This window comes from Mesorhizobium shangrilense (genome assembly GCF_040537815.1).
Classification (GTDB): Bacteria; Pseudomonadota; Alphaproteobacteria; order Rhizobiales; family Rhizobiaceae; genus Mesorhizobium; species Mesorhizobium shangrilense.
In genome coordinates this window covers 902,347-918,759 of record NZ_JBEWSZ010000002.1, presented here as the reverse complement: position 1 = coordinate 918,759, position 16,413 = coordinate 902,347, and the positions used below count along the sequence as shown (strand labels likewise).

Sequence of the window (16,413 nt, the reverse complement as noted above, 5' to 3'; positions counted from 1 at the left end):
AAGTCGAAATGAGACGTGTGATGGCGGCCATTCGCCGGCATCGTATGTTGAGCAATTGCAGCGCAGGCATTTCGGCGGGGGGATTTCGAATTCCAGAACCGCCTCGCCCGGCACGACGTTTAGGGTTTTGCCTGCGTGCGTCGAGTTTGACTAACCCGAAGTGCGCCATTGTCGGGACCGGACAAAAGCCTTGATGGCGGCGTTGGATTTCGATTTTGTCTGCTTAATGCCATACCGGTGAGTTTTTATCCCTGCGTGGCGATCTAGATATTGGGAGTTGTTATGTCGCTCAGTCGCGCTGAAGTGTACGACCTTTCGATATTCCTGCTCATCGTACAGTATCGCAGTTTTAGAAAGGCAGCGGATAATCTTGGCGTAACCGCATCAGCACTCAGCCACCGGGTGAAAGCGCTTGAAGAGCGACTTGGTGTAAGGCTGCTAAACCGCACAAGCCGAAGTGTTGCTCCAACCGTAGCAGGAAGCGCGCTCGCCGAAAAAGTGAGCGCTGGTCTCGATCTTATCAATTCCGGCTTGCAAGAACTGCACGGGCACCACGAAGGGACCGCCGGTAGTGTGCGGTTGAACGTACTGCGCGACGCGTCGACTTTACTTCTGCGCCCGGCATTGCCGATCTTCCTGCAGCGCTTTCCCAATATCGAACTGGAGATTGCGGTCGACGATCACTTCGTCGACGTTACAGCGGAGGGCTTCGACGCCGGTCTCAGATATGGCGGCACGATACCAGAGGACATGATCGCCATTCCATTGACGCCGCCACTCAAGTGGGTTGTCGTCGGTGCACCGGCTTACTTCGAGCGCCACGGTCGCCCGGAATTGCCTGACGATCTTCATTCCCATCAATGTATCCGCATCCGCACGGGACGAGGGCAGATCTACAAATGGGAATTCGAGCACGGCGACGATCGGCGCGAGATCGACGTTCCTGGCTCACTCATCTCATGTGAGTCGGCCTTCGCCATCAATGCTGCGATCGACGGTATTGGTCTGTTTTATTGTCTGGAAAAGCTCGCGAGTCCTCACCTTGCGGCAGGACGGCTGGAAGTGGTACTGCCGCAATGGTCTTCAATTGGCCCACCATTGTCCATGTACTATTCGAGTCGCCGGCAACTACCCTTCGGGATCAGTGCCCTCATTCAGGTGATACGCGATATCAATCCGCTGAAATGAACTTTGCGGAGGTCGGACCATGGGCGACCATCAAGTGGCCATCGATGAATGCAGCTCATTGATCCGATTAGCCCTCACCCATTGATTCATTAATCGACGATGGTATTCAATCTGTCGGATGCTGCGCGGCCGATGGACCGAAATGGCGCATGCAATACAAATACGAGGCTTGAATGTACGTTGCAGATGCAAAGAGATACGGCGCGATTGCCTACCGCCGCTGTGGTCGGTGGGGGCTGAAGCTCCCGCCGATTTCGTTGGGCCTGTGGCAGAACTTCGGTGGTCAAGATGTCTTCGAGACCGGCCGATCGGTGATCCGGCGTGCCTTCGACAGGGGGGTCACTCATTTCGACCTGGCGAACAATTATGGCCCGCCCTACGGGTCGGCGGAGGAGAATTTCGGACTGGTCCTCAAAAAGGACTTTTCGAGCCACCGCGACGAGATGATCATCTCGTCGAAAGCCGGTTGGGATATGTGGCCGGGTCCTTATGGGGCGGGTGGATCCCGCAAGCACCTGCTTGCATCGCTCGAACAGAGCCTGAAGCGAATGGGTGTCGAATATGTCGATATCTTCTATTCCCACCGCCCGACATTAGATGTTCCGCTCGAAGAAACCATCGGCGCGCTCGTGCAGATGGTGCGGCAAGGCAAGGCGCTCTACGTCGGCATTTCATCGTATGGGCCGGATCGGACTAGGGAAGCCGAGCGCGTCCTGCGCGCGGAAGGAATTCCGCTGCTTATCCATCAACCCTCCTACTCCATGCTGAACCGCTGGATTGAGGACGGATTGCTCGATACGCTGGACCAGCTCGGTGCCGGCTGCATCGCTTTTTCGCCTTTGGCTCAGGGGTTGTTGACATCAAAGTATCTGAACGGCGTCCCAGACGGTGCGCGTGCAGCGCGTGGCGGCTCGTTCGACACAAAGTTGCTGAGTGATGCAAACATGGAGCGTGTCCGCGGACTGAACGCGATCGCAAGCGACCGCGGGCAGACACTTGCGCAGATGGCGATCGCCTGGACCTTGCGAGATCCACGCATAACGAGCGCGCTGGTAGGCGCGCGCAACGTGGCCCAGCTCGATGATTCCCTCGACGCTTTAGAGAATCTCGAATTCAATGCCGAAGAACTCCGCAAAATCGACGGGTACGCAACCGAGGGCGGGGTCGACCTCTGGCGAGCTCAATCAAAGGAAGCCTGAACGGTCGGATGGTGCGCGATGTTCTCGTGCCGAGCCGGACGGTCGTTGACGGACGGCAACGTCCGGACGAAGGCGAAAGCAAACAAAATAGCGCGTTACGCGAGGATGACGACGTGCACAAACAACATTGGCAATACCGGATTTCTACAGCAAGGCAGTTCGCATCACCGCCGCATCAATTAATGCTGCGCTTGTGCGATGCCTCGGTAGCCACCAATGGCCACGACGATGGCATCGGGCCCGCGGCGCGATAGGCCCAATTAAGATCCCTGAAGGAGCAAGAATATGGACTATCGCAAGCTCGGCAATAGTGGCGCCGTCGTCTCGGCCTATTGCCTCGGAACCATGACTTTTGGACACGAGTCCGACGAAGCTACATCGTTCGCGCTTATGGATGACTATGTCGAGGCTGGCGGCAATTTCATCGATACGGCCGACGTCTACAGCGCCGGCGTGTCAGAGGACATCATCGGCCGCTGGCTCAAGAGCAAGCCGGGAATCGCCAAGGATCTGGTGATCGCCACCAAGGGTCGTTTCCCCATGGGCGCAGGACCGAACGATCTCGGCCTGTCGCGCAAGCATCTTGGGGCAGCGCTCGATGCCTCGCTCAAGCGCCTGGGCGTCGAGCAGGTTGATCTTTACCAGATGCACGCCTGGGACGCGCTGACGCCGCTGGAGGAAACGCTGCGCTTTCTCGACGACCAGATCCGTAACGGCAAGATCGCCTATTACGGGTTCTCGAACTTCCTGGCTTGGCATCTGACCAAGGCGGCGTGGCTGGCCAAAGCCAATGGCTACGCGCCACCCGTGACGCTGCAACCACAGTACAGCCTGCTCGTCCGCGACATCGAGCATGAGCTTGTGCCGGCCTCTCTCGACGCCGGTATCGGCCTGCTGCCGTGGTCGCCGCTGGGCGGCGGATGGCTCTCAGGCAAATACAAGCGCGACCAGATGCCGACGGGCGCCACGCGCCTTGGCGAAAATCCCAAGCGCGGCATGGAAGCGTTCGACGCCCGCAATGCCAAGCTGATCACCTGGAACGTGATTGGGGCGGTGGAGGATACCGCAAAAGCGCTTGGGGCGAGCATGGCGCAGGTCGCGCTGGCATGGGTCGCCGCGCAGCCAGCGGTCACGTCGGTTATTCTCGGGGCCCGGACACGAGAGCAACTGGCCGACAATCTCGGTGCGGCCAAGCTGACGCTGACGGACGAAAACATTGCCAAACTCAACGCGGCGAGCAAACCGGAAATGTCGGAATATCCCTATGGAACGGGCGGCATAAGCCAGCGCCACCGCAAGATCGAGGGTGGCCGCTGACTTTGGCGGCACGCGAACCGCATCGATAAACATCAAAGGAATCTCTGCATGTCCGCATCCGATACCCCAGGCAAGCGCATCATCTTTACCGGCGGCACCGGCAAGGCCGGCCGGCACGCTATTCCCTTCTTGCTGGAGCGCGGCCACGAGGTGCTCAACCTCGATCTGGTACCGTTCGCCCACCCCGGTGTCAGGACGTTGATCACCGACCTCACCGACAGCGGTCAGGCCTTCAACGCGCTATCGATGCATTTCGACAGCAGCGGGCTCAACACCGGTAAGGGGCCTGCACCGGTGGATGCTGTCGTGCATTTTGCCGCCATCCCCGCCTTGTTGTTGCGCCCCGACAACGTCACCTTTCAGGCCAATGTCGTTTCGACCTACAATGTCATCGAGGCGGCGACAAAGCTCGGCATCCGCAAGATCATCATCGCCTCGAGCGAAACCACCTATGGCGTCTGCTTCGCGGAAGGGGATAAGGATTACACGACCTTCCCGCTCGAGGAAGACTATGACGTCGACCCGATGGACAGCTACGGCTTGTCGAAGGTCGTCAACGAGAAGACCGCCCGCGCCTTTGCCATGCGCTCAGGCGCCGATATCTACGCCTTGCGCATCGGCAACGTCATCGAGCCGCACGAGTATCAGCGCTTCAAGGGTTTTCTGGCAGATCCACCATCGCGCAAACGCAATGCCTGGAGCTACATCGACGCGCGCGACTTGGGTCAGATCGTCGATCTTTGCGTCCGTAGGGACGGTCTGGGCTTTCAGGTATTCAATGCCGTCAACGACGAAATCACCGCATACGAGCCCACCGCGGAACTCCTGCGTAAATGGGCGCCAAATACTCCCCTTTCCCGGGAATTGGAGGCCTCGGAGGCTCCGCTCTCCAATCGCAAGATCCGGAAGGTTCTAGGCTTCAAGGAACGTCACAACTGGCGGCAGTATATAGCCGGTCCATCCTAGGCTTTTAGTCCCGGCATTTGAGGCTCTGTTGCAAACTCGAATTGAGCTATCGAAGCCGGATACTGGCGCCCTTTTCCTGCCACCGTGATGATCTCAAACTGCTCGGCGACGGACGGGTTTGGATTGTAAGCATGCCTCGCCTGTCGCTTGCGCATCATGTGGATCAGCCGGAGGCCGATTGCCTCTTCGCGCCCCGATCTGTGCGATGCAACATAGTGTTAAGCGATTGATTTTATAAATTGAAGGTTCAGATCGTATTGAGCTGCAGGACAACTTAATTGAGGCGAAAGAAGCCTGCGCGTATGGAACCGAGGGGACACAGGTAGGATATGGGCGGGTGCTCTCTAACGGGCGCTTCCGGTAGTCGAAGCCTTCAAAGGCTCCGAACATCGTCCTTCACGCCGATCCCCGAAAGTGCGGTCGAAACATCGCTTACGGTCAACAAGACCCAGCCGAACGCTAGCAGTTGATCCGTCGACCATTGCCCGCAGGGTTCACCGGACGGCTATTCAAAACGAGGGAGGCAGCTATTATCAGACGCATCCTAGAATTCATCGAGCGGATAAATCGGACGCGGCACGTTCTTGAAGGGCAATTTGGCGTAATCCATCGTGGACAGGGCACCGGTATCACAGACGATGACCATTCCGGCGATGGATTCAAAGTCAGCGCGGAAATGCTGTTGGGATTTGACCACCACCACGTTGTGTGTAGTAGGCTCGATGCCAAACGCTCTGAACTGCTGCAAATCCAGCAACTGCGAGCGTTCGGTCACGACAAGAACCGTCACTCCGTCAATAGAAATAACGGCCGTTGGACCGAAACTGAATTCCAGTCCGCCTAACCGCGCACCCGTGCCGACAAGTTTTCCGTCGCTGAGATGCAGAAGCTTGGCCTGTACTTCCAATGGTGGCCCGCCAAAAAGCGGGTCCATTTTGCCGCCTAGTGAAATTGAAATCGTCTCTCCGATCTGCCCAGAAGAAAGCTGTTTGACGGCCTCGGCGTCAACCATGGGCCCAAAACATGCATTCTGGATGCCCCCCTTAAGGAGCGCATCCAAAAGCGCCGTAGCGTCGCCATAAGCTCCAGCACCTGGATTATCCGCATAGTCCGCGATGACTAACGGGCGTTTGCCTCTATGGCCGAGAGCAATTTCTGCGGCTTCCCGAGGCGAATAAAAGGTATTGAGGACATTGGTCCGGTTATGCCAAATTCTATCGGCGATACGTTCCGCAAATGCTTTGTGTCGGGCCGGGTCACCGTCATACGTCACAACGACAGTTGGCCCGATTTCCCGAATATCAGCGCCTGCAAAAGCGCCGTTGATGCTGACAGCAAGCGCGCCCGGTGTTCTTTCATGTTCTCTTGCTTCTTTTATCCACTCGATCATCGGCCCGACATCTGTGCGGCCGGCATTTGCCTCTTCGAGCATTGGTCTCCGCACCAGCAGGGTTTTAGGTCTGATTAAGCCCTGCATCGCCTGCTGCAGCAGCTCACCGGCATGGTGAGCCGTTTCACGAATATCGACATGCGGATAGGTTTTGAAAGATATCAGTATGTCCGCGTTTTCGCACATCTTGGCGGTAACATTGGCATGCGGGTCCAAAGTAACGGCCATAGGTATGCGACGTTGCTGCAAGCGTCGCAACCGCTCAAGCAACTCACCTTCGCCATCCGGCGAAAACTCAGTCACCATTGCGCCGTGAAGGCCAAGCAAAATACCGTCAAGGCGGTCGCCCAGTTCCGCCACCTTATCCATGATTTTTTGTGTGATACGGTCGAATGCTTGGCGCGTTACAGGCCCCGCGGGTTCGGCATCGGCGCTGATTGTGTGCACCAGGTTCCAATCATATTTGCGTGCAATATCCAGAAATCCCGCCAGTTCAGTATTTGCATCACCCCGCGCCGCGATTGCGACATCGCCTTCCTTGATACCGATGGTGAGAAAGGCGTCGTAATCCGTCTTGATGACGTTGAAAGTATTTGTTTCGTGGGTGAACTCAGCTGTTAGGACGCAATAGCCCATTGTTCTTTTCCTTTTGACGAAACGATTTCATTATCGGATTGCTGCAAACTGGGCGCACTTGTCGCTGCTATTTTCACCTCCGACGCCGCGATCCGTTCCCCTGCGTGGAGGGCTTCTACAAATCATGTCGACTGCTCGTCACGGCTACGGGTCACCGGTGGACAAGGAGAGAATGGCAGCCTGATCCCGTCCGCTCTTCGGGCGGGATCAATATCGACGTGCAGCAGTTCCTGTCTGCGAAAGCTCACGATCCATGCGGGACGCGGCAGCTCTCAACAGCGTCCCGTTGTCCTGGGAAACCTGTATGTGGTTCAATGAGCGCTCTCCGAGCTGAACTCTCGCCCTGAACGGCTCATCCCAAGAGCTTCGTCCCGGCTATGAGATCTTCAATCATTGAAGCCCTGAATTTCTCAGTCTTCGGTGTGCCGTCGATGTTCATCAGCACGGCGATGGCATAGGTCTGGTCCTTCGTCAGGATCACCATGTTGGAAGCGCCATTATCGCTGCCGGAATGGCCGACGAACTTGTGGCCGTTAATTTCCTCTTCAATCCAGCCCAACCCCTGATAGGACGCGATCTTCGGATCGACCTGGCGGCGCAACATTTCCGCGACCGCATGTGGGGACAAGATTGCCTTCGCGCCGGTTTCTCGTCCCAGCATGGCATGCAACGATTTTGCAAGATTGGTAACCGAACAGCGCAGCATGCCGGCGGGGACGTCCGGATAGCCTTCCTGCGGCAGTTCGGTGAACGCGCCTTTTTCAAACCTATACGGCTTGGCAAGCACGTCTGGTGCGAACTCCTTCAAATACCAATGCGCGGTTTGAATGCCAAGCGGTTCAAATATGTTTGCCTCCACATAGGAGGAGAAGCTCTGTTTGCTAACGCTCTCGACGACATAACCCGCCAAGGCGACGGCGACATTGCAATAGGACCATTTCTTGCCCGGCTTGGCCTTTAAAAACGACTTGTTTGGCGAATAGGTGCTCCCGCCTTTCACCAGATAATCGCGCAGGAAGCTCGACAGGCTTTGCGTTGGATCTCCCGCGACGGAGTAATCTCCATATCCTTCATCCGAGATACTGGATGTGTGTGTGAGGAGCTGATGCGGAGTGATCGGCAAATCCAGATGGTGCGGGTTTCTGACGGGAAAATCGATGAAACCGTTGATGTCATCGTGCAGATCGAGGCCGTGGCGCTCGAACAGCTGGACCAGGGCCGAAGCCGTGAACAATTTGCTGACCGACGCCAGATGGATAGGCGTGTCGACGGTGAGCGGTCGCTGTTGTTTAAGATCGGCAAAGCCGAAGGACGACGCGTAGCGTACAGCGCTACCGCTGGAACAGATTGCAACGGACGCGCCCACCACCTTGGCAGCCGTCATGCGCGCCGGAACTCCCGCTTCGAATTCGCGGCGCCAAGCTTCGAACGACTGGCTTTGCTTTTCGTTTGCCAAGGCAAAGGATGCCTGGGGGATGAATAGCCCAGCCAATCCCATTTTGAGCAATGAACGTCGCGTTGAGGTCATGGTCATTTCCCTTGCCTGGCGGTCGTTCCGCCGATTGAATCTGGAGTTTGGATGAGGGATCTATTGCGCCTGCGACCAGGTCTGCATGAGTCATGCATCATCGAATTGGTGGATGACGGAAGAACTGACAGCAGTGTGCGCTATGACAGCCCCCGTGTTAGAAATCGCGCTGAATGCTGACTATGCCGGACAACGCATCGTCGGGTTTCGTCGGGTCGCTGTCGAACGATGTGTAGTTCAATCCGGGGCTAATTATGAACCCTGGAGCAATTTCATAGTCCAGGTTGAGCGCCAAAGCATATGTCCCTGAATCTTCGTAGGCTGCCTGGCTGTTGAATGTAACCTTCGGCGAAGGGCTGACAGAAATGCCACCCCATGCGGCGTAGGTACCTTTCCATGCTCCAAAGTAATTTGGCTTTTCAGGATCCGATTGATAGCCACCCATGATGAAGGCTGAGAAGGTATCGCCCAGTTGGACGTCCAGCCGCATCTTTGCCGCGACGCCCTCAATCACCGAGTCGTAGCCAACGACTGTCGCGATCGCTCCCCAGTTCCTCTCGAATTTTAGCCCTCCGACGAGGTGCGGCACATAGCTGTCGATGGTATAGTCGTGGGCGTTATCCTCCCCGTCTCCGTCGTCCCCCTTATCCTTCGCACCCTGCTCGGCACCAAACATGGCAGAAAGCCCGCTGCCGAAGCTTGCCGTATAGTTTATCTGATTGGTCATCCCGCCCGCAGAGGCAACGACATCGTCGCTGGGCACATTGCCCGCAGAGCCCAGCCAGCTATCGAATTGCGAACCTGAAGCGCCAACCTGCAACCCATTTAGTCCAATCATTCCTTCGGAGAGGGCTGCACCCTCATCAATACCGTCAGTGACGGTATCTTCGATCTCGATATATGTGCGCAGTATTCCCAATTCAGTCTGGGACTGGGTATCGGCGCGGAGTGCAGCTTTTGTTTGCTGGCTCCAAGTCCTTTTCCGCTCGCCTGAATTGACGTCGGCACCCGCTGTGACTTCATAACTGACATACCCGCCGATTTTCAAACAGGTTTCACTTCCGGGAAGCTTGAGAAAGCCCGCGCCCATTGCGTCACAAACGCGAACATATTGATCTGGCTCTGGATCGGCGAGTGCCGCTGTATTCGCGGCATAAACGTACGGTACATTAAACAGAAGAGTACTCACGCCCCTCAGGACTATTCCTTGCTTCATGCTGTTCCCCTGTCGTTTATTGATTTTATTTCAACGCAGAAAAGCTCCGATCAAAAGAAGTTTGCGGTGCACGCGCGAAGCCTTCACTGGCGCAAAGCAGGTTGCGTGTGTATTGCTCGCCGACGTGTCCGGCGACGAGGTCTTCCGCCGCGAGTTCCTCCAGAGCCTTGCCGTTCTGCATGACGATCAGGCGCTCGCACATATGATGGATGACACCGAGATCGTGGCTGACGATCAGGAAGGTGAGCTTGTGCCGCCGGCGGATCTCTTCCAGCAGGTTGAGCACTTCCGCCTGCACCGAAGCGTCAAGAGCCGAGGTCGGCTCGTCGAGCAGCAGGATCGACGGTTCGAGGATCAGGGCGCGCGCGATCGCCACGCGCTGGCGCTGGCCGCCCGACAGTTGGTGCGAATAGCGGAAGCGAAAGCCGTTTCCGAGGCCAACTTCGTCCAGCGCCTGCTGGATGCGCTTTTCGCCGTCGGCAAAACCGTGGATGGCAAGCGGCTCCTGCAGCAGGCGGTCGACGGTCTGGCGCGGATGCAGCGAGCCATACGGATCCTGGAAGACCATCTGGACTTCGCGGTAAAAGGCCTTGTTGCGCCGTGCGCCAAGGCGCTTGCCGCTGACGGTAATGCTGCCCGATGCGACCGGCGTCAAACCGGCAATGGCTCGCAGAAGCGTCGACTTGCCCGAACCGGATTCGCCGACCAGGCCGAAGGATTCTCCCGACTGGACCTCAAGGCTGACGCCTTTCAGCGCGCGGAAGCGGTCGAAGAGCACTTCCAGCCCGTCGACAACCAGGGCCGCGCTCATGCCGCCCACTCCGGCTTGCGGTCGAGCACCGGCAGCGGGTGACGGTCGTCGTCGATCCTGGGCATGCAGTTGAGCAGGCCGCGCGTGTAGGGATGCTGGGCGCGGCCGAGGTCGGATGCAGCGAGTTGCTCCACCACCTTGCCGGCATACATGACGATGACCCGGTCGCAGAAGGACGAGACCAGGCGCAGGTCATGCGAGATGAAGATGAGCCCCATGCCGCGCTCGCTGACCAGCTTGTCGAGGATGCCGAGCACATCGAGCTGTACGGTGACGTCGAGCGCCGAGGTCGGCTCGTCGGCGATCATCATTTCCGGCCCGGCGATCAGCATCATGGCGATCATCGCCCGCTGGCCCATACCGCCTGATACTTCGTGTGGGTGCAGGTCGAAGACACGGCCGGGGTCGCGGATCTGCACCGCTTCCAGCATGGCCAGCGCCCGGTCGCGTGCCTCGGCTTTGCCGACCTTCTCATGCGTGCGCAGCGTCTCGACGATCTGGCGACCGATGCTCATCACCGGATCGAGCGAATATTTCGGGTCCTGCAGGATCATGGCGATGCGTTTTCCCCGCAGCGCCCGCCGTTCGCGCGGCGACGCCGCCAGCAGGTCGATACCGTCGAAGGCAAGCTTGTTCGCCGATATGCGTGCCTGTGGTGGCGTCAGGCCCATGATGGCGCGGCCGGTCTGCGACTTGCCGGAACCGGATTCGCCGACGATGCCAAGCCGCTCACGGCCAAGCGAGAAAGTGACGCCGCGCACCGCCTCGATCAAGCCGGTGCGTGTCGGGAAGGTCACCCGCAAGTTCTTCACTTCGAGCAAACGGCCGCCCCCTGCTCTGGCTGTGCTCATGCTCATGACTCCCATAGTCTTTGCCTCCGTGTTCATTGGTCGGCGCTGCGCGGATCGAACGCGTCGCGCAGCCCATCGCCCAGCAGGTTGAAGCCGAGACTGACGATGAGGATGGCCAGGCCTGGCGCGGCCGCCACCCACCACTGGTCGAGGATGAAACGGCGGCCAGAGGCGATCATCGCGCCCCATTCCGGCAATGGCGGCTGCGCCCCCAACCCGATGAAGCCCAGACCAGCGGCGGTCAGGATGATGCCGGCCATGTCGAGCGTCACCCTGATGATCAGCGATGACGTGCAGATCGGCATGATGTGGCGCAGCACGATGCGGAACGGCGATGCCCCCATCAGTTGCACCGCCTTGATGTAATCGGAATTGCGCACCGTCAGCGTCTCGGCCCGCGCGATGCGGGCATAGGGCGGCCAGGATGTGATGGCGATGGCGAGCACCGAGTTCTCGATGCCGGGGCCAAGGGCGGCGACGAAGGCCAGCGCCAGGATCAACTGGGGGAAGGCAAGGAAGATGTCGGTGATGCGCATCAGGATCGCATCGGTCCAGCCGCCGGCATAACCGGCGACAGTGCCGACCAGCAGGCCGATCGGTGCGGCAATGACGGCGACGAGCACCACCACATAGAGCGTCCAGCGGGAACCGTAGATGATGCGCGAATAGATGTCGCGGCCGAGATCGTCCGTGCCGAACCAGTGCTGGGACGACGGCGGCAAAAGCCGTGCATTCTTCAAGTCACCAATCACCGGCGAAAATGTCGCGAGCTGGTCGGCGAAGGCCGAGACGAACAAGAGGGCCACGATGATGAGAAGACCCACCGTCGCCAGCTTGTTGGCCAGCAAGCGCCGCCACATCAGATAGGCGCGACCGAGCCTGGCTTGCCATCGTGAGGCCGGCCGCTCCGATAGCAGCCATTCACGATGGAATATCGTCGATTGTTCTACCGCGCTCATGGTCGATTGTTCCGAAGACTGGTGTGAAAGAGTGCTGCAGCCTCGCCTCTGACCGGGAGAGGGATGACGACTGTCTGGTGACCGGCGCCTTGCATCAGGCTTCGGCGATTACGGCAGGACCGGCGCGGCAATCGTCGCTCTCTTCCTTGTGGGAATGGGTGCGGAGAAAGACAGGCGATGAGCCAGCTCATTGCGCTTTCGTCCTCGGATCGAGCAGCCGGTAGAGCAAGTCGGCAAACAGGTTGATGGCGATGAATACCGAACCGATGACGACTGTGCCGCCGAGTACCGCATTCATGTCCGCGTTCTGCAGCGAGTTGGTAATGTAGAGGCCGATGCCCGGCCATGAGAACACCGTCTCCGTCAGTACGGAGCCCTCCAGCAATCCGGCGTAGGAAAGTGCTATTACCGTCACCATCGGCACCGCCGCGTTGCGCAGCGCATGGCCCCAGATGATGCGCGTTTCCGAAGCGCCTTTGGCGCGGGCGGCAACGATATATTCCTGGGCGAGCTCGTTCAGCATGAAAGAGCGCGTCATGCGGCTGATATAGGCCATCGACAGATATCCGAGCAGCGAGGCGGGCAAAAGGATGTGACGTACGACGTCGCGGAAGACGTCCCACTGCCCTTGCACGGCAGAGTCCAGCAGGAAGAAGCCTGTAACAGGCCTGAAGGAATATTCGTAAGCGATGTCGACGCGGCCGGGGAATGCTGCCCATTGCAGCTTGGCGTAGAACAGCACCAGCGACAGCAGGCCCAGCCAGAAGATTGGCACCGAATAGCCGATCAGGCCGATGACACGCACGATCTGGTCAGCCGCGCTGCCGCGTTTGACCGCAGCCAGCACGCCGAGCGGAATGCCGACAACCGAACCGATCAGCGTACCGAGCGTCGCCAGTTCGACGGTGGCGGGGAAGAAGCGGCGTATGTCGTCCATGACCGGGTTCGTGGTCAGCACGGACCTGCCGAAATCGCCGGCTAGCGTGCCCTTGAGGTAGATGTAGAACTGCTCGATCAATGGCAGGTCCAGGCCCATCTCGCGCCGGGTGCGCTCGACGACGCTTGCTGGTGCGCGGTCGCCGAGCACCGCCAGAACAGGATCGATGGGGATCACCCTGCCTATGAAGAAAGTCACCACTAGGAGGCCCAGATAGGTCGTGATTGCGATGACAAGGAAACGGGCGACGGATGCAAAAAACGCAGCGGCCCAGCCTGCACCTCGGTCCGCCACTGCCTGCGCTTCAGTGACACTTGGGTGATGTGGTTCCACCAGCTATTCCTTCGAGACATTGCCGACGAAATTGGTGTCGAAGCTCGGTCCGAGCTTGAGGCCCTTGACGATGCTCCGTAGTCCCGCGACCTCGATCTGCTGGTAGAGGAAGGCGAACGGGCTGGTGTCGAGCACATCCTTCTGAAGATCCCGATACATCGCGGCGCGCTTGGTGGAATCCTTCTCCAGGAGCGCGGCTTCCGTCTCCTTGGTCAGTTCCGGCAGGTCCCAGGCGTTGCGCCAGGCCAACGTCTGATTCTTGCTGTCATCCGAATTGCTGGGGTTCGAGGCAAAGGTCTGGGCGTTGGAGTTCGGATCGAAATAATCCTGTCCCCACTGGCCAATATAGATGTCATGGTTGCGGGCTCGGTATTTGGTCAGTGTCTGCTTGTCGTCGCCCGGGACGATCTCGATCTTGATGCCCGCCTCGCCGGCCGTCTGCTGGATGGATTCGGCGATACCCGTCACCGGCTGCGTGCTGCGCACGTCCATGGTCACGGAGAACCCATCCTTCAACCCGGCGTTCTCAAGAAGCGCCTTGGCCTTGGCGACGTCGAGCTTGAAAGGGTTCTCGTCCAACTCGCCCAGCACGCCCTTCGGCAGGAAGGTCTGGTGGATCTCGCCAGTGCCCTTGATCAAGGTCGAGCCGATGGCGTCGTAGTCGATCAGGTATTTGAACGCCTGCCTCACTTCCGGCCTGGCCAGCTTTTCATTCTTCTGGTTGAGACCGATGTAGTACACAGTGCCCTTCGGCGCGCTGGTGATGGCGATGTTCCCGTTCTTGGCCACCGATTCGAGATCGTTCGGGTCGAGGTTGCGGGCGACGTCGATGTCGCCGGCCTCCAGCGCCAGCCGCTGGGCTGAGCTTTCCTTCATATGGCGATAGATGACGCGCGTGAGCTTGGCCTTTTCGCCCCAGTAGCTGTCGTTGCGATCCATGACGACCGCCTCGTTGGCACGCCATTCCCGCAGCTGGAATGGACCCGAGCCAGCCGTATGCGTCTTCAGCCAGTCGTTGCCGAAGTCATTGTCATATTTGTAGTCGTCGCTGGGCGTCGCCGGCTTGACGTGTTCCAGCACCAGCTTCTTGTCCACTACGGAGGCCACCCCCGACGCCAGGCAATCCAGTACGAAGCTGGGCGCATAGGGCTTGTCGACCGTGAAGACGAAGGTGTCGGGGCCAACGGCCTTGGCCTTCTCCGTGACATTGTCGCCGGTGAGGCCGAACTGGCCGATGATGAAGGCGGGGCTCTTGTCCAGCTTGATGAGGCGTTCGAACGACCAAGCGACGTCTTGCGCGGTGATCGGGTTGCCGGAGGCGAATTTCAGGTTGGGTTTCAGCTTGAACGTGTAGGTCAACCTGTCGTCGGAGACGGCCCAGCTCTCGGCCAGGTCGCCCTTGACCTTGGAGGTGTCGGCGAGGTCGAACCGCACCAAGAGGTCATAGATGTTCGCATCCACCTCGGCAGTGGATAGTTCGAACGCCTCGCCAGGATCCATGGTGATGATGTCGTCGATGGCAAAGCCCTCGACCAGCGTGTCGGCCGGCGTCACTGCAAATGCCGGAGCCGTGGCCATGAACAGCGCTGACAGGGCAGTGCTGGCGAGCCAGCGGCGGGGGCGAAAGGCGATCGTTTTCATCATCATGTGAACTGTTCCCTTGCTGCCGGAGCTCCTCACTCCGGGGGCGGCTTCGAAGTTCGTCTGTGCCTAAGGACGGCACTGAGGATCCGCTTGTCCGCCCTTCTAAGTTATTGTTCAGTGGACAATAAAAACATTATGTATATACTTTTCCCGTGTCAATGGTGCTTTTTGCGTTCGTGTCAGGTGTCGGTTGGCGGGGTTATGCGGACGATGAGCAGCGCATGATTGGAGCGCGCATTGGGCCGCAGGATCACGCGCGGCAGACGCCGAAAGCATTCGAAAACGCAACAAAAATTGCACCCATGAAAGGTTGGAACATGCAGTCAGTTCAGGAGAACGCCCTCAGCCCGCGCCAGGAAGTCACAGCACTTCCCATCTACAATGCGGGTATCTCGGCCTCGACCGCACAGCAGGTCAGCGGACGACAGGACATCGCGGCTTTGGCGAGCAACGAAAATCCCTATGGCGCATCGCCGGCCGTGGCTACGGCACTGCGGTCACTCGTGCCATCCCGCTATAGCGACTCAGCTTCCGGCGCACTGCGGCAGGCGCTTTCGGATAAGCTTGGTACTGCCACCGATCGGATCGTCTGCGGCAATGGATCGGAGGAACTGATCGCCGCACTCTGCCGCGCCTATCTGCAAAAGGATGATACCGTCCTGACCATTTCTCCCTGCTTCGGCCTGCATGAGATCGAGCCCATGGCGGCCGGTGCCCACGTGATCAAGGTGCCGATGACCACGGCATTCGACTATGACGTCGATGCGTTGGTGCGCGAACTCGCGCGCAGGCCGAAGATCGTCTTCATCTCCTCGCCCTCGAATCCCGCCGGAAAGGCCCTGTCGTTGCCCGAACTCAACCGGCTGTTGGACGCGGTGCAGCCCGCGACACTGTTCGTACTGGACGAGGCCTATTTCGAATTGATCGACCCAGGCTATCCCGATGGGCTGAAGGTACTGACCCAGCGTCTGGCTCTGTCTTGGGTCGTGCTGCGCACCTTCTCCAAGGCCTATGGTCTGGCCGGCTTGCGCGTAGGCTACGGCATCTCGTCGGACGACAGCATCGCCCAGGCTATGCGCGCGTGCCTGACCACGTTCAACATCAATGCCGCCGCACAGTTGGCCGCCGTCGCCGCGCTTCAGGATGACGGCTGGACGCGTGAGGCCAGCGCGAAGATACGGCGCGACCGTGCCATTCTTGCCGACCGCCTGCGCGAGCTGGGTGTCCGCGTTGTCCCGTCGCAGACGAACTTCCTGTTCATTGACGTAGCAACCGAAGCGGCGCCCGTGGCTAGCGCCTTGCTTCAAAAGGGCATAATCGTCAAACCATGGACTGAGGCCAGCTATACCAACTTTCTCAGGGTTAGCATCGGAACAGCTGGGGACAATGAACGATTTGTATGGGAACTCGGGCGCGCGCTCGGCATGGCCTAGCGTCG

Annotated in this window: 14 protein-coding genes and 1 pseudogene; 6 read left to right on the top strand and 9 right to left on the bottom strand. The window is 58.8% G+C overall.

The genetic code is table 11. The annotated features are described in order from the left end of the window. Positions 1-282 precede the first annotated feature (282 nt). From ABVQ20_RS29100 to ABVQ20_RS29080, 5 genes are all read left to right on the top strand, one after another. Positions 283-1,188, top strand: a complete 906-nt coding sequence (locus ABVQ20_RS29100) for a LysR family transcriptional regulator (RefSeq protein WP_354463133.1) — start codon at positions 283-285, stop codon at positions 1,186-1,188. A gap of 173 nt (positions 1,189-1,361) precedes the next feature. After that, entirely contained in the window at positions 1,362-2,387 is a 1,026-nt protein-coding gene (gene mgrA / locus ABVQ20_RS29095; protein ID WP_354463132.1) for an L-glyceraldehyde 3-phosphate reductase, read from the top strand. Positions 2,388-2,395: 8 nt separating this feature from the next. Then, positions 2,396-2,641, top strand: a complete 246-nt coding sequence (locus ABVQ20_RS29090; protein ID WP_354463131.1) for a hypothetical protein — start codon at positions 2,396-2,398, stop codon at positions 2,639-2,641. 31 nt (positions 2,642-2,672) lie between these two features. After that, a complete protein-coding gene (locus ABVQ20_RS29085) occupies positions 2,673-3,704 on the top strand; it encodes an aldo/keto reductase (RefSeq protein WP_354463130.1) in 1,032 nt (343 codons plus the stop codon). Between the two features lie 48 nt (positions 3,705-3,752). Continuing rightward, positions 3,753-4,670 (top strand): NAD-dependent epimerase/dehydratase family protein, encoded by a 918-nt coding sequence (locus tag ABVQ20_RS29080; protein ID WP_354463129.1) that lies wholly within the window; start codon positions 3,753-3,755, stop codon positions 4,668-4,670. Between the two features lie 77 nt (positions 4,671-4,747). Here ABVQ20_RS29080 and ABVQ20_RS29075 read toward each other — a convergent pair. The 9 genes and pseudogenes from ABVQ20_RS29075 to ABVQ20_RS29035 form a co-directional block, all read right to left on the bottom strand. After that, positions 4,748-4,840 (bottom strand): annotated as a pseudogene (locus tag ABVQ20_RS29075) (IS6 family transposase); the annotation flags it as partial. Between the two features lie 374 nt (positions 4,841-5,214). After that, the gene (locus ABVQ20_RS29070; RefSeq protein ID WP_354463128.1) at positions 5,215-6,696 is read right to left on the bottom strand and encodes a M81 family metallopeptidase; all 1,482 of its coding nucleotides are present in this window, start codon (positions 6,694-6,696) and stop codon (positions 5,215-5,217) included. A 352-nt stretch (positions 6,697-7,048) separates the two neighbouring features. Then, positions 7,049-8,230, bottom strand: coding sequence for a serine hydrolase domain-containing protein (locus tag ABVQ20_RS29065; protein WP_354463127.1), 1,182 nt, complete (start codon positions 8,228-8,230; stop codon positions 7,049-7,051). A 151-nt stretch (positions 8,231-8,381) separates the two neighbouring features. Next, positions 8,382-9,440 carry a porin gene (locus ABVQ20_RS29060; protein ID WP_354463126.1) on the bottom strand — a complete coding sequence of 353 codons (1,059 nt, stop codon included), beginning with the start codon at positions 9,438-9,440 and terminating at the stop codon, positions 8,382-8,384. Between the two features lie 25 nt (positions 9,441-9,465). After that, positions 9,466-10,251, bottom strand: coding sequence for an ABC transporter ATP-binding protein (locus tag ABVQ20_RS29055; protein ID WP_354463125.1), 786 nt, complete (start codon positions 10,249-10,251; stop codon positions 9,466-9,468). Then, complete coding sequence (locus tag ABVQ20_RS29050; RefSeq protein WP_354463124.1) at positions 10,248-11,102, bottom strand: ABC transporter ATP-binding protein; 855 nt, start codon at positions 11,100-11,102, stop codon at positions 10,248-10,250. Before ABVQ20_RS29050 ends, ABVQ20_RS29055 begins: the two co-directional genes overlap by 4 nt. 32 nt (positions 11,103-11,134) lie before the next feature. Beyond that, positions 11,135-12,061 (bottom strand): nickel transporter permease, encoded by a 927-nt coding sequence (gene nikC / locus ABVQ20_RS29045; protein ID WP_354463123.1) that lies wholly within the window; start codon positions 12,059-12,061, stop codon positions 11,135-11,137. Between the two features lie 187 nt (positions 12,062-12,248). After that, positions 12,249-13,292, bottom strand: coding sequence for an ABC transporter permease (locus tag ABVQ20_RS29040; RefSeq protein WP_354463171.1), 1,044 nt, complete (start codon positions 13,290-13,292; stop codon positions 12,249-12,251). A 42-nt stretch (positions 13,293-13,334) separates the two neighbouring features. Then, a complete protein-coding gene (locus tag ABVQ20_RS29035) occupies positions 13,335-14,978 on the bottom strand; it encodes an ABC transporter substrate-binding protein (protein WP_354463122.1) in 1,644 nt (547 codons plus the stop codon). A gap of 218 nt (positions 14,979-15,196) precedes the next feature. Between ABVQ20_RS29035 and hisC the strand changes: the two genes are divergently transcribed. After that, a complete protein-coding gene (gene hisC / locus ABVQ20_RS29030; RefSeq protein WP_354463121.1) occupies positions 15,197-16,408 on the top strand; it encodes a histidinol-phosphate transaminase in 1,212 nt (403 codons plus the stop codon). Positions 16,409-16,413 lie beyond the last annotated feature (5 nt).

What these genes read in the sequence shown, in the direction of transcription:
- ABVQ20_RS29100 (WP_354463133.1), top strand. Translation starts at nt 283, where the DNA reads ATGTCGCTCAGTCGCGCTGAAGTGTACGACCTTTCGATATTCCTGCTC.
- mgrA (WP_354463132.1), top strand. Translation starts at nt 1,362, where the DNA reads ATGTACGTTGCAGATGCAAAGAGATACGGCGCGATTGCCTACCGCCGC.
- ABVQ20_RS29090 (WP_354463131.1), top strand. Translation starts at nt 2,396, where the DNA reads ATGGTGCGCGATGTTCTCGTGCCGAGCCGGACGGTCGTTGACGGACGG.
- ABVQ20_RS29085 (WP_354463130.1), top strand. Translation starts at nt 2,673, where the DNA reads ATGGACTATCGCAAGCTCGGCAATAGTGGCGCCGTCGTCTCGGCCTAT.
- ABVQ20_RS29080 (WP_354463129.1), top strand. Translation starts at nt 3,753, where the DNA reads ATGTCCGCATCCGATACCCCAGGCAAGCGCATCATCTTTACCGGCGGC.
- ABVQ20_RS29070 (WP_354463128.1), bottom strand. Translation starts at nt 6,696, where the DNA reads ATGGGCTATTGCGTCCTAACAGCTGAGTTCACCCACGAAACAAATACT.
- ABVQ20_RS29065 (WP_354463127.1), bottom strand. Translation starts at nt 8,230, where the DNA reads ATGACCATGACCTCAACGCGACGTTCATTGCTCAAAATGGGATTGGCT.
- ABVQ20_RS29060 (WP_354463126.1), bottom strand. Translation starts at nt 9,440, where the DNA reads ATGAAGCAAGGAATAGTCCTGAGGGGCGTGAGTACTCTTCTGTTTAAT.
- ABVQ20_RS29055 (WP_354463125.1), bottom strand. Translation starts at nt 10,251, where the DNA reads ATGAGCGCGGCCCTGGTTGTCGACGGGCTGGAAGTGCTCTTCGACCGC.
- ABVQ20_RS29050 (WP_354463124.1), bottom strand. Translation starts at nt 11,102, where the DNA reads ATGAGCACAGCCAGAGCAGGGGGCGGCCGTTTGCTCGAAGTGAAGAAC.
- nikC (WP_354463123.1), bottom strand. Translation starts at nt 12,061, where the DNA reads ATGAGCGCGGTAGAACAATCGACGATATTCCATCGTGAATGGCTGCTA.
- ABVQ20_RS29035 (WP_354463122.1), bottom strand. Translation starts at nt 14,978, where the DNA reads ATGATGATGAAAACGATCGCCTTTCGCCCCCGCCGCTGGCTCGCCAGC.
- hisC (WP_354463121.1), top strand. Translation starts at nt 15,197, where the DNA reads ATGATTGGAGCGCGCATTGGGCCGCAGGATCACGCGCGGCAGACGCCG.